The organism is Paenibacillus germinis, from assembly GCF_013141785.1.
In the GTDB taxonomy this organism is placed as follows: domain Bacteria; phylum Bacillota; class Bacilli; order Paenibacillales; family NBRC-103111; genus Paenibacillus_E; species Paenibacillus_E phytorum.
Map to the genome: position 1 here is coordinate 25218 of NZ_WHOC01000048.1, position 13933 is coordinate 39150.

Genomic DNA, 13933 nt, shown 5'->3' on the forward strand with positions numbered 1-13933 from the left:
TTACATATTCGACATCTTTCCTATTTTTGGAGGGGTCAGGTACTTTCAAAGCTAATTTAAAAAAATCCACCTCCTGTAATCAGGAAGCGGACCTCTCTTCAACTTATTTTTTCGCAATCAACGGATTAGCTTGATTCTGCATTTCAGCGACAACTTTTTCGATACCAGCTTGCTTCAGTTTATCGTTAAATACTTTCAGACCATGTTTTTCATCGTTAGGATCAACCAAACCGTAGAAGAGCGGTTTACCATAAGTCTCCATAACGTTGCTAACAGCAGCAACTTCATTTTTCACTTTGGTATCATCAAACGTAAATGTTTCTAAAGGATGGTTGACAGTCACTGTCTTTTTCCAGTTTTCTGTGAATTTTTGCGTTTCAGCAGCTACCGTGGAATCCAAACGCTCATGTAAGGAGTTCCATCCCCATGGATCCGTACCGGACGGAGGGAAATCAGCAGAAGCAGGAAGCGGTTTGAACTGATCGTTGCCCACAGGCTCATAGTGTTTGCCTTTAATCCCGTAGTTGGTCAGGTCATGAATTTCCGGATCATAACGAAGTAAGTCAATCGCCATTAAACCACGTTCGTAGTTTTTGGAACCGGCATGAATGGACATCCCATTATTGATGAACGGATTGGATAGACGTTTTTTGTCTGGACTCAGATCATACAGCTCCACTTTCCAATCTGGATGTGTGGTTTGCATTTCGGATTTTGCACGCAATAATGTTCCTAAATTCCATTCTACGGAAGCTAGTTTACCATCTTTGAATGCTTGTGTTTTGTCGACTTTATTTGCAATGGCATCTCGGGACCAAGCACCTGTTTTTTGGGTATCATTCATTTTCTTAGCAAAATCAGCGAACTCCTGCGTATCTACATAGTTGAATAGCTTGCCCGAACCATCCGTTACTTTATAAGCAACTGGCAGTTGCGGAACGACGAAGTTCCACTCATTCGGTTGAACCAACTCAATAGCATTAAACTCACTTACACCGATACTCGGTTTGAAATCCTTCTCTTTCTCCGCAACCGTTTTCAAATAAGTCACATAGTCATCATACGTTTTCAGCTCCAGCAAATTGTACTTTTGACGCAAGTCTCCACGGATACCGACCATATGGTAGCTGTACTCAAAATTGTTTTGTGGAACCATATAAATTTTACCGTTGATTTTTGCTTGCTCCCAAGCTACTCTTGGCTCTTCCGCCCATGTTTTCGGAGCAAACTTCTTAATCATATCCTCTGTCAATTCCATATAGCCGTTTTTCGTAGCTTGCTGCGCATAGTAGGACCATGTCGCCGAGAAGACGAGATCGAAATCCTCATTTGCTGCGAACATAAGCGGATATTTCTGTTGATATTCGCCCCAATCTAGGAAGCTAACATCCAGCGTCGCATTAATCTTTTCCTTCATAATTTTATTGACTTCACCATAAACCTCATCAAAAGCTTTTGGCTTCGAACCAAGCAAAACCATTTTCAGCTTTACTTCTTTACTTGTATCAATACCATTGCTTGAAGTTGCGGAAGCGCTTGCTTGAGGTACCGCAGACGTACCTGGTGTTGGTGATGCATCCTTCGTACCGCAAGCCGTCAGAACAGTACCCATCACGAAAAGTGCTGCTAGACTGAGTTTAGCTAATTTCTTGGTGTATGCCATTTTTTTCTCCCCTTATAAAAGATAGATAATTTATGATAACCGGGAATTTGAATTCCCGGGGTTACCCTTTTACTGCTCCAACAGTTAAGCCTTGCACAAAATAACGCTGAACGAACGGATATAAGAAAATGATCGGTCCTGTGACAAGAATGGCGAGCGCCATTTTCAAACTTTCACCTGGCAATTCCGTAACCTGCATACCTGTAATGGCCATAACCTTGCGAATGCCTTCGAGATTGCCCAGCATTTTATAAAGTAAATATTGCAGGGTATACAGTTTCTCATTCTGTACAAACAGCAAAGAGTTAAACCAATCGTTCCAATAATTCAGTGCGGTGAACAGTCCAATCGTGGCCAAGCCTGGTTTCGCTAGCGGTAGAATTAAACGGATAAAAATCGTGAAATCCCCTGCTCCATCAATCTTTGCAGATTCCGTAATGGCGTCTGGTATGCTCCGCAAAAACGTTCTTAAAATGATGATGTAGAAAACGTTCAAGAGCGGCGGTAAAAGCAGCGACCAGAAGGTATTCTTCATGTGTAAATAGTTAACCATTAAGATGTACCAAGGTACAAGTCCACCATTAAAAAGGGTTGTGAAGTAGAAAAAGAAGGAAAATCCGCCACGCCACTCAAAATCCTGACGTTGAAGGACATACGCAGCCATCGCTGATATGAATAGTCCCACAATCGTCCCCGTTACGGTTAAAGCAATCGTCAACAGATAAGAGCTAACAAATTGCTGTGGATGTTTGAGCGCAAAGGCATAGGCATCCCAAGAAAACTCCTTAGGCCATATTCGAAAGCCATCACTTGTAATCGAGGATTCGCTCGTTAAAGAGCCGCTAATAATAAGAATAAAAGGGATTAAACAAGCCAAACTGATCAAACTGATAAACACATAGCCCATGACATCCAGCATCCGCTGATCGATGTGACTCTTTTTAACACTCGTCGTACTCATAGGTTCACCCCGCAAATTACTTTCTGTTTAAAATAAGGCATTCTCTTTATCCGATTTACGCACAAGGAAATTCGTTACCATAATGGTCGCAAAACAGAGGATGGATTGATAGAATCCAATCGCGGATGACATCCCGATTTCATTGTTGACCAGAAGTGAACGATACACATACGTGTCAATGACATCCGTCGTTTGATACAGCAGACCATTGTTGCCCACGAGCTGGTAGAATAGTCCGAAATCACCGCGGAAAATACCGCCAATCGCTAATAAGACAAGGATGGTTATCGTAGGACGTAAGGACGGAAGTGTAATGTATCGAATCCTTTGAAACACATTGGCGCCGTCAATTTCAGCTGCTTCGTATGTTTCTCGATCAATACTAAGGATTGATGCCATGTAAAATACAGCGCCGTAACCAACCGCTTTCCACGCTGAGAAAAAGATCAGAATATACTTCCAATATTCAGGAGTGGTATAAATATCAAGCTCAGGAATATGTAGGGAGCGAAGCAGTGTATTCACAGTTCCGTGCTCGTAATTGAATAGATTGTACGCTACGGCACCAACCACGACCCAGGATAAAAAATACGGGAGAAACATAAGTGTTTGCGCCGTTTTGCGAAACAGTTTCGAGCCGATTTCAGCCATCAGGATCGCCACCACAATTTGCTGCAGATTGTTAATAATGATAAAAGCCGCATTGTAAAGCATCGTGTTCCTCGTAACTCTAAAAGCATCACCCGTCATGAAGAAGAATTTGAAGTTATCAAATCCTACCCAAGGTGAGCCCATAATGCCCAAATCATAGCGGTACTGCTTGAACGCAAGCACGATACCGGCCATGGGCACATAGCTGAAAAGCAAGAAGTAAAGAACTGCCGGAGCAATCATAAACAGCAGTGTTTTCTTAGACTTGAGTCGATACAGGAGTCCTGTTCTCATCTTTATTCGTTCCCCCATCCGGTTCTAGTTGTCTCTCCTGTTACTAAATTAACAGGTTCCATGCAGCGTAGTAACCCGACAAAATATCGATTCCCTGTAACTTTTGCAGATAGCCCCTAAGTTAGTGGCTTTGCTATCTAATATGCGCTAATCTTAAGCTACACTAGGATAAACGATTCCGCCGTCCTCCAGGACGAGCGCGTTTATCAAGGTTGATGCAAAGCCAAAGTATAAAACTTATACTTTCTTATCAACTCTAGAGAAGTTTACGCTTACATCATAAGTTTCTTCGAAAATTCTTGGGGGCGATTTTAACTATGAAACTTCTTTTCGCAGAGGATGAAAAATTCACGAGAGAAGGTATTCGTAAATCAATTGCATGGGGAGAACTCGGGATTACTGAGCTTGTCGAAGCGGTCGATGGTCTAGAAGCGGTTGCTATTGCTGAGCAATTTCAGCCCGATATTGTGCTGACAGATATTCGCATGCCGCGCATGGATGGCATTGAGCTTGCCACGCATCTTCGCCGAAAGTATCCACTGTGCAAAATTGTTTTTATGAGCGGTTACGCAGATAAAGACTACTTAAAAGCAGCGATATCGTTGAAAGCGGTCAGCTATGTAGAGAAGCCGATTGATATCGAGGAGCTGGAAGAAGCGTTGCGTAACGCAATAGCTATTTGTTTGGAGGAGCAGCGGCATTTGGCGAACGACGCGGTAGCCAGAGATAATAAGAGCTACATCAAGCAAGAAGCAGCGCTCCAGCTCATTCGTGGGGGATTTGACGAGGAATTGCTAGTTAAGCGACTGTTGGCCGTTGGTTTCGAGGCATCGCTTCACGCTCCGGCGGTTACGATCATGGCCAAGCTAATCACGCCGCAACCAACCAAAGAAATCGTCAGTTCCATCATTGAAACAGCATTGACCGGCTTCGAAAATCCGTACTTGTATGCACTGAAAGATGACAATCACGTCATCCTGCATTTATTTCCGAACGGCATAGAGCCTATAGAAAACAGTGGATTGCATCACGTTTGTTACGTGCTCTCTTCTGCTTTAAAAAAGGAATTTCATTCCTTCTCCATTGCCGCGGGGAAAATAGTACCTACAGTCAAACGGCTGCAGGAATCGTACACAAGTGCTGTCCTTCGGCTTCAGGAGTCATTTTTTCATAAACCATGCTCCGTCATTCTGCATGATAGCCATGGCAGCGAAGTGCATTCTGAGCATTATCAAGCACCGACTGAGTTATTCAACAGGTTCCTAGAATCACTTGTTGAGGAAAACTTCGAGGAAATTTCCCGTTTGTTGGACACGGTTACCGCGGATATTCATCAGCATCCTGGAACACTAATTGTCAGCGTCAAAGAACTCTATTATCGTTTTGCTTTGGAAATGGACAAATTTGCTCGCAGCCGAAATGTCATCCTGTTCGATGTCTCGGAAGAAAATAATGTGCCGTGGAAGCTAATTCTGGAATGTCACTTCCTAGATGATATTCATCGGGTGATCACCCAGAAGCTGGATGAGCTAAAACAATCCTTCAGGGAACGTGGGAACGGAACCATGTCATCTGCCAGCTCGCGGATCATTCGTTACATTCATCTGCATTTTGCTGAGGATAACTTGTCTGTTCAAGATGTAAGTGATCATATGCAAATGACGGCCTCGCATCTCATCTCGATTTTCAAAGAAGCGACTGGCAAAACCATTAAGCAGTACGTCACCGAGTACCGAATGGAAAAGGCGAAGGATTTGCTCCGGAATAATCGATTGAAAGTGCTTGACGTCGCTTCACAGGTGGGGTTTAAAGATGGGGAGCATTTCGCGAAAATATTTCGAAAATCCACAGGGATGACACCTTCCGAGTATCGGGAGCGATGTCAACTATGATATTCACTTTTATACAAACGATACGAAAATGGCTGTACAACGCGAAATTACGGCATAAAATCATGGTTACTTATTTGCTGCTGATCATGATTCCACTTGGCTTCTATCAATTCATTGCTTCGGATAAAATGTCAGCCATCATCATTAATCATGTGACGTATTCGGCCAAGCAGGGCTTCGACCAAACCTATTCGTTCCTCAGCTACCGCGTACAGCGAATAGCGGAAACGACGAATATTCTCGTTTCGAATACAACCATTTCTGACATTTTAATGGACACGAGTATCACGGAAAATATTAATCGTGAGCTGCAGGATTACAGCAATCTCAAGCAGCTCCTCCGCTCTATGCAGGACAGTCTTGATATTTCTCGGGTCATTCTGTATGTGCCGAAGGCGTTTATTTTCTCCAACGAATCGGAGAATTTCCTGCCCCTTGACCAGACCGCCCACAGCCCTTGCTTTGCCCGATTAAACGAACTGCATGCCAAATATTTATGGTGCTCGCCACCTGAATTAGGTACTCATGCTACCCATGATAACTCCTCCCTCTATGTGGTTAGGAGCATTCTGGATCCAAATAATTATTCGGTACCCATCGGCCAACTGCGGGTGGATGTTCAGGCGGAGACACTGCGCTCCATGCTTAAAAAAGCCAACGTGGTGAAGAAAAGCGCCACTTTCTTAGTCGACCAGAACCATCAGATCGTGCTAGCATCTGAACCTCTGACTCTTACCGACTTTACCCTGCCGGATATAGCCAGCGACGCAGTTACGATGAATTGGCAAAGCAACAATAACTACTATTTATACCGGCAGCTTCCATCGAATTGGGGTATGGTGACAGTCATTCCGCTGGATGAAGTCGTTCAGCAGAGTCATGAGCTGCGCAATGACTTGCTAGTTATTTTGCTTATTGTCAGCAGCCTTGCCTACCTGTTAGCCTATCTGCTCTCCTTCTCGGTCACACGGCGCATTTCACAATTGACAAGCCGTTTGCGTGATGTACAGAAAGGCAATCTAATCGCACTTGCTCAAACGCAAGGAAAAGATGAAATTGGAGAGCTGATTCAGACCTACAACTACATGATTGAACAAATTAGTTCGATGAATAAAGAGCATTACCGATTAGGACAAGAAGTGAAAAACGCGGAGCTGAAAGCACTCCAGTCGCAAATCAATCCTCACTTCCTGTATAATACGCTCGACCTCATTAACTGGATGGCTGACAGCGGTCTTAACACGGACATCAAAAAGGTCGTTAAAGCGCTAGCCCGCTTCTACAAAGTCAGCTTAAGCAGCGGCAAAGATATTATTTCGCTCCGCGAGGAATTAAAGCATGTTTCTTTTTACGTGCAGATTCAGAATATACGATTTGAAAATAAGATTGATTTTCAGATCCATGTGCCGGATGAGCTGTTAGATAACGCGATTCCGAAGATTACTTTGCAGCCCATCGTAGAAAATGCGATTCTGCACGGTATTCTTGGACGTACTCACCGTGAAGGTACGATTACGATTAGTGGCACAAGGGTGAATGACAACGTTCACCTGATCATCAAGGACGACGGTGTCGGCATGCGCGCTAATCAGGTCGAAGATATCATGACGGGCACGAGCCGCAGCAAAATCAGCGGCAGCGGATACGGCGTCAAAAACGTCATCGAGCGCATTCGCCACTATTTCGGCGAGCCTGCGAATTTGACGTATCACAGCGTACCCGGCGAGGGTACGGAAGTGGAGATTACGATTCCGGTTACATCGGGATCAGAGATGCCATGATAGAAGAAGAGCCATGGGAAGCTGCTTCCCATGGCTCTTCTTCTATCTATTTCAAATAAAACACTTCACGCATCGGTTGGATTGGCACCGCTTCGCGGAAGTCGAAGGAACCGACGACCATCTTCGAAGTAATCGCATTCCATCGATTACAAGCTTCGCTTTCTGCTAAATAGGCGAAAGCAGATTCTACATCATCGCACATGAAGCAATAAAAAAATTGTGCACCGTTTTGAAAGATCGAGTAATCCCTAATCCCGGCTTTCGTGTGCTCTTCCATAATTTCCGGCCATGGAGCCAGATGCATACTCACGTATTCCTCTAAATCTTCTTCACGTATCGTCCATGTCCATGCGAATTTCCCACTACTCGTCATACGGTCACCCTTCCCCATTAACATTCAATCAATTGTACTTTACCGCGACAACATCGTCTCGTCAATAAACTTCATCGGCCAAGCTTTTATACAGAAAAATACGACAGCCAATTAAGGCCGCCGTCTCGTGTTGCATAGTGTCTATTGTTCAATTTTACGGGATGCGCCAATGAACCAAACGAGAAAAACGTAGCACAGTAGTGCAATAAAGCCATAGCCGCCGAACACGTCATACTTTGAAGCAAAGTAGCCGAAGCCAAGACCTGCGAGAGTGTGCACGAGATTCTCCCCTAATGACTGGAACGAATCGATCGTTGCCCGCATGGAGGAATTCATCCGGTGATGCAAGTATCCGGTGGCGATCGGCTCCATCACGCCAGAGAACAAGCAGATGATGAGCATCGCTGTGAGGCCGATGAAATCCTTACTAATGGCAACATAGGTGAAGCCGACAGCGAATACAACCATAATAATGAAAATCAGCGTTCTATAGCTGAACCAACGTATCAGCACGTGTGCCATCAGATTGCCAGGGAGCTGCAGCAGCATGATCGCGGCGGATAACATGCCGAAGTATACAACAGGCACACCCAATCTGCTCACGTATAACTGCCAGAATTCTTCGATATAGCCAATGGCTGCACCTGACACCATGGCTGAAAGCATCACAAGGGTGACTCTTGGATTCGCTCGGAAAAAGCGCAGTGACACAGCCACATATGCCTTGAAAGGAATAACTTCCTCGATAGAAATGCTGTCTTCTGCAGCAGGCTCAATCAATAGCAATGAGAGGACTAGAGCGATTATAGTGCTCCCGAGTGATATCCAATAGTTCAGCTCAAGGTCGTATTTACTAGCGAGGAGGCTTCCGCATAAGGCGGCGAGTATCGCGGATACGAAGTCGCAGGCATTCAATCTGCCAAGTTGCTTTTCGAACGAAGAGGCCTTCCCTTGCAGCTTTAAGGAATCGTAAAGCAAAGCATTTTCTGAGCCGCTGCTGGCCGATCGACTCACGCCCGCCAAGAAAACGACCAGGGCAAAGTGCCAGAATTCCGTCGCATACAATAGAATCAGAAACTCACTGCATGCCAAGAGGGCGCTTAGTACTAGCATCCTTTTTCGGCCCCAATTGTCGGCCATAATGCCAGTCGGAATCTCCAGAAGGACGATTGTCAGGGCGTAAATAATTTCTGTATACACGACCATCTGAATGGTCATACCCCGCTCCTCCCAGAAAAGCCTCTCGATGACGTAGGCTGGTATAAGGCTGGAAAAGAAGCGGAGCGCATATAGTTTGGGAAGATTGGATGTGTAGTCCATGAAGGAGCTCCTCTCCTAAATCTGATTGGCTAATTAGGCTCAATCAAATAAGGGGGCGCTCGCGCTGGACTAGCGGTTACGTCTTAGCAAGGGGGTCGTGCGAAAGCTATCATAGTGGGGTCTCTCCTTTCATTCAGATCGTGGTTATCCCCATCATAAGTTGCGAAGCGAGGCGCGTCAATGTGATTATTTGAGCTGCTTTCTGTGTAGATACCATGCAAGTATGCCCATTGAAATAACCGCTCCGGCTAATCCAAGTCCCATGTCTTTTTGAGTATCAAAGACATCACCTTGCAGCCCGAGATAATCCACTCCCTTTTGCCCAGCTACCAAAGCAGTCCCCATCTCTATAATTTCAAAACAGGCGCTGCAACTGAAAACAACTGCTGTGGGAATGGCATAAGACCAAAAACCACGCTGTGCGGCGGCCCGGGTTAGCAATTCACGGAATGGATATGCCCAGAACAAACCGAATGCGAAATGAACGACCCGATCGTAGTAGCTTCTCTGGATATGAAACGAGGCCTTCAGCCACATATCAAACGGTGTTCCCTGATAGGTATAATGAGCCCCATAAGTATGTAAGCAAAGAAAAATAAACATGAGTAAATAGGAAACGTTAGAGAAACGGAAAACTTTATAAGTAAAAACCAGAACAAGTATGACCATAACGGGAAGTATGCTCTCCATAAGCCATTGTATCCGGTCAGTGGGTGCGATGGCCGTGAATCCCCAATACACAGCAAACACGAAGATCATCAAGTGCAAAGGCCAATTGCGGGAAAACGGTATGTATGGGTTAGTCAGCATGTTCGTCCGTTCCTTTTACACCGGCTGCTAATCATGTAGAAGTCAACCTTTCCGCTTGTATGTTTTTTATCTGGATTACATATAACAAAATCCCGTTAGCCATTTTCGGCCAATGGGAGATTTATGAATGACTTTAGTCTTCTGGGGTACGATCCAAGTATAACCGAGTCACTGAAGTAGCATCGCCCTTTTCAATATCTTCTTCGGTCGCTTTTTTTTCAAGTGGATCATGCGTGTTCATACCCGGTGCAATTGTCGGCTCGTTATGGTTGGATTGGGACTTGTCTTTCAAATTGATCACCTCCATCAACCATAGTTTGGATTAATATGCCGATTCTATACTTGGCAGAGACACATAACATCCAAAGCGGCTTTTGGGCATCCCCAGAAGTATGGTTTGGGGTGAGGGTGGCTCTCGACAAGCATAGATGTAAAAAGTACATCAAAATTTGTTGAAAGTGACTCATCGGGCGAGTAATCATGCATTTTATACATCAAATTCAGGCCAAATCCGGCCTTTTAGCCTGAATCGGTTAATCTTGATGTAGTTTTTGCAGCTTCTGCCTATCGAAAGCTTGTTTGAGCAGAAATCAGCTGCACTTTTTGCATGAAAGTTCGTTTATAAAGCAATCTCTGCCGTTTCACGGACGAGCACGTCAAATTGGCTAATTGCCTTGGACAAATCAGAATGCTCAGCTGTCAAACAGGCAAAGCCTTCCTGAACGCGTGACTCGAAATCAATTGGAGCCAATTGAAAACGACTGCACTGAGCTACCGCCCCTTTTTCGTTCAGAAGATAAACTCCATTGCAGGCAAATAATACTTGAGTCAAACAACTTACGGTCCGAAAGAGATGACCTGCCGCATAAGAAACGTCCTTGCGACTCCATGCTTTTTTGGCATTCGATACGGAAAATTCAGCTTCCCACATAAACTTGGAGACTGTCGCTTGCCTAAGGGTATCCGGATACGGATCTGTCAACGTCTTCATTTCAGCGACAAGGCCATCCGGATCCCAGAGTGGTCGGCAATACGCCGCTTCTCCCATGTATATGGATGTGCAAAATCCATGAGGATGCCCTGGCTGATAATGGATGTCGATCCTCCCTTGGCGGCAATCGTTGATCACTCCAGTTACGTTCTCAATATCACGGTAGAGTAGGTCCAATGAATACCCTCCCACATTTAACCAGCCGCCGCCATTAATCCACGGTCCCCATCCGCCTAGTCGCGTAATTAGTCCGCTACGACCTTCGTCGTCTAGTGCCGATGCTAATCTATCAAGAGCATCCGTGTCGATCGGGTACCCAGACTGATAGTAGAGTCCAATGTCAATGTCGGATTCCGGTGTTTCTGTACCACGGGCCCGAGATCCGCCCAACACGACTGCCCTGATACCCGGGACATTACGTAATTGCCCAACAACCGATTCAATTACTTCGTTTGCATCCATGTTCCATAGCCTCCATTCAATATCAAAGCAAGCCCAACAAGATGAAGGGCCAGCTCCGACACATGTGTATTAAAACTGTAGGACAAGTATGGTTTGCGGTTCAAGAACTATTTTTTCTTTCCATATCAGATTTCCCTCTGCCTGTTCAAAGGAGACGCTTTTCCCGCCAATCGTTACGCTCTTCACGTCTCGCTCAACCAACTGTCCACTTCCAAAGCTGGACAACCTTAGTTCCCCCATCATTACCTCTAATTCCAGCTGTCCATCGCTGCTGCGAAACTCGCCCCAACCATCGTTCAAGCTCCAGAAACAACGGAAATCTTCTGCTTGCCATCTTGGGCTAAAGCCGATATGTCCGCCTACCATATCATATTCGAAGCCGCTTAGAGCAAGAAGCAGGCCATAGGAAGCCATCGAACGTGCATAATTGCTGCCGCATTCGAATTCGTTCCATGGGTTGCGGCGCTCTCCATCATATCGGTCGCGGATAGACTTAACGGCATTCAATCCTTCCATCACGAACCCTTCATAAATCATATGGCAAGAAGCTTGATATTCGAAGCCATTCATGCATTCGTCTGCATAAGGAACCGGCACTACCGGACTGTTCTCGTCAGGCCAAGTACAGATCATCAGGCCAGATTCGTCATTTAATCCATAAATGCGGCAGGCATTCGGAAAATCGCGTAAATTCTCGATATAATTATTGTCATAAATCGATTGGACCGCTCGTTTCACTTTCACAGGATCAAGGACATAACCGAGACCGACAAGATGAGCAAACCATTGCCCGAGTACTTGATCTATGCCGCAGCCTTCACCAATCTGGTATTTATGCTCTCCTGCCTCGTCATTCCAGTACACTTCTTCCGCACCATATTTTTCGAGGACTGATTGATCTTTGAGATCGACCAACTGATGGAAGTACCGGCCATTGAACAGATGCTCATTCGTCCAAGCGGACCCTTTGGCGCAAAGAGCATCGTACTCTGCCGCAATCTCCTGTTCACCGAGTGCTTTTGCCATCTCTGCTGCCGCCTTCAACGCAGTCAAGTACATGCTCGTTAGCCAAGAATTGGGGCCGAACAATTCCATGTCCAGCGTATGATGTTGGCGCCCTTCCATGACACCGTCCTTGTCGGCATCCCATTGGTCTTCGTTTGTAGGATCCCAGGCATATTCGAGAGCTTTACGAACATTCGGCCAAATCGAGCGCAGCCATTCCGTATCGCCTGAAATTTTCCATTCCCTGTAGGACTTAATCACGCCTCCCATCTGACCGTCGGCTGCCGCCCTGAACGTGTTATCACGAGTCGTTCGCTCGGCCGGCAGCATGAGGCGGAACGCCATTTTTCCATTCTCAAACTGGGCGTGTTTGTACTCGATGTTTCGCATCGAACGGGCAAGAGCCGGGAACAAGAAGGCTGTCGCCTGCTCGTAATTCCATACATGCGAGCAGGAACCTTCACACGAGCCTTCGTTCGTATGAACACCCTCGAAACCGTAAAGTGTCCCGTCAGTCAAACGCAATACTGTAGGGGATTTTAGGATCGAAATATTGCTGCTAATTGCGTCAATCACAGTGTCGGGAAGTGTAGAACGGAACAGTGTCTCTTGGAACAACCGCGTCTCCTTGTTCAATCGGCCATAGTGTTCCATGATGTAATTTGCCGTATCGGTGGAGTCACGGAACACTGTCGAGTAGTAGTTTTTCCAAGAAGGTAGTCGGCCGCTATCATCCCCATTGCCTGGATTCCAGAAGTTGACGCAATTCGGAAAGTTCCAGGCAAGAACGAAGCGGAATTTAGCCTTCCCACCAGCCGCTACAGTGCTATGCCCGCTCAGCAGGCCAACATCCTGATGCTTTTCATGCAGCCTTTTCGCATCCAGTTCACGAGGTCCTTCGTAATTTCGCTCCTGAAAGCGGCCTGGCCGACGGAAATCCTTCCAGAATACGGTCAAGTTATCGAACCATCCACCACGGTACCAATACGATTGGTAGCTGACGTCATCATTGTCAGTCATCAACGTCAGATCGCCGAATTCCGCTTCGTCCGCTTCATACTGTGTGGAAGACATACGGATGGCACTTCGTCCGCCGAATTCCACCGCTTCATTGACAGCTCCCTGACGAAACGGATTTGACACATTGCCGACCACACTGATCTCCAACTCATCCGCTGACCGATTAGTCACCTCATATTCGAAAATGGCACAAGGAATAGATGAATCCCGATCATTCAGAGGAATGAATGGATTAAAGGCTGTCAGTTTGACCGTGATTGGGTCATCAGCATCGTCGAAGTTCATCTCTGCGAACGGGAATTGTCCACGGAACGATGTATTCGTAAAGTGCGGAAATCCGGCCATGTTTTCCCGTCTGGGTCCGTACCCATAACCCTCGTATTTGCCTTTCCCTTCTCCTGTGTACGGTGCCTGCATATCCCCATTGAGTACTTTGGTCAGTTTAACCTCACCCTTACATTCCGCCTTTACGGCAAAGAAAGAAAATCCGTTAAAGCTCAGCTTGTTGGGCCGATTGAAAATTTCCCAATCAATCAACCGTCCGTTGCCGGCGAGACCGATACTTCCCGTTCCAATCCCGCCAAGCGGAAAAGAGATTTGACTCGTCTTGGCGCCTGTATACATAAAATCTTTGTCCATACGAAACTTTTCGTTTACTATATTGTTGCTCATTTCTTGGCCTCCTTAAGTTACTAACTGATTTCATGAAT

Annotated in this window: 11 protein-coding genes; 2 read left to right on the top strand and 9 right to left on the bottom strand. The window is 45.8% G+C overall.

What is annotated here, in order from left to right; genetic code table 11:
* Nucleotides 1-103 precede the first annotated feature (103 nt).
* The 3 genes from GC102_RS10085 to GC102_RS10095 all read right to left on the bottom strand — a co-directional run bounded on the left by GC102_RS10085 (nt 104) and on the right by GC102_RS10095 (nt 3569).
* Nucleotides 104-1663: an ABC transporter substrate-binding protein gene (locus tag GC102_RS10085; RefSeq protein ID WP_246320844.1), complete on the bottom strand. Its 1560-nt coding sequence runs from the start codon at nt 1661-1663 to the stop codon at nt 104-106.
* 61 nt (nt 1664-1724) lie between these two features.
* Nucleotides 1725-2624, bottom strand: a complete 900-nt coding sequence (locus GC102_RS10090; RefSeq protein WP_171689399.1) for a carbohydrate ABC transporter permease — start codon at nt 2622-2624, stop codon at nt 1725-1727.
* Between the two features lie 27 nt (nt 2625-2651).
* Entirely contained in the window at nt 2652-3569 is a 918-nt protein-coding gene (locus GC102_RS10095) for an ABC transporter permease (RefSeq protein ID WP_171689400.1), read from the bottom strand.
* 317 nt (nt 3570-3886) lie between these two features.
* Here GC102_RS10095 and GC102_RS10100 point away from each other — a divergent pair, with 317 nt between their 5' ends.
* Nucleotides 3887-5461, top strand: a complete 1575-nt coding sequence (locus GC102_RS10100; RefSeq protein ID WP_171689401.1) for a response regulator — start codon at nt 3887-3889, stop codon at nt 5459-5461.
* Nucleotides 5458-7242, top strand: coding sequence for a cache domain-containing sensor histidine kinase (locus GC102_RS10105; RefSeq protein WP_171689402.1), 1785 nt, complete (start codon nt 5458-5460; stop codon nt 7240-7242). Before GC102_RS10100 ends, GC102_RS10105 begins: the two co-directional genes overlap by 4 nt.
* Nucleotides 7243-7288: 46 nt before the next feature.
* Here the strand turns inward: GC102_RS10105 and GC102_RS10110 are convergent, their stop codons facing one another.
* The 6 genes from GC102_RS10110 to GC102_RS10135 form a co-directional block, all read right to left on the bottom strand.
* A complete protein-coding gene (locus GC102_RS10110; protein ID WP_171643734.1) occupies nt 7289-7615 on the bottom strand; it encodes an L-rhamnose mutarotase in 327 nt (108 codons plus the stop codon).
* A 141-nt stretch (nt 7616-7756) separates the two neighbouring features.
* Nucleotides 7757-8935, bottom strand: coding sequence for an MFS transporter (locus GC102_RS10115; RefSeq protein WP_171643657.1), 1179 nt, complete (start codon nt 8933-8935; stop codon nt 7757-7759).
* A 186-nt stretch (nt 8936-9121) separates the two neighbouring features.
* A complete protein-coding gene (locus GC102_RS10120; protein ID WP_171643656.1) occupies nt 9122-9745 on the bottom strand; it encodes a DUF2238 domain-containing protein in 624 nt (207 codons plus the stop codon).
* A 133-nt stretch (nt 9746-9878) separates the two neighbouring features.
* Nucleotides 9879-10037, bottom strand: a complete 159-nt coding sequence (locus GC102_RS10125) for a hypothetical protein (RefSeq protein ID WP_171643649.1) — start codon at nt 10035-10037, stop codon at nt 9879-9881.
* A 327-nt stretch (nt 10038-10364) separates the two neighbouring features.
* The gene (locus GC102_RS10130; protein ID WP_171643655.1) at nt 10365-11198 is read right to left on the bottom strand and encodes a nucleotidyltransferase domain-containing protein; all 834 of its coding nucleotides are present in this window, start codon (nt 11196-11198) and stop codon (nt 10365-10367) included.
* Between the two features lie 69 nt (nt 11199-11267).
* Nucleotides 11268-13895 carry a GH116 family glycosyl-hydrolase gene (locus tag GC102_RS10135; protein WP_171689403.1) on the bottom strand — a complete coding sequence of 876 codons (2628 nt, stop codon included), beginning with the start codon at nt 13893-13895 and terminating at the stop codon, nt 11268-11270.
* Between the last annotated feature and the right edge of the window lie 38 nt (nt 13896-13933).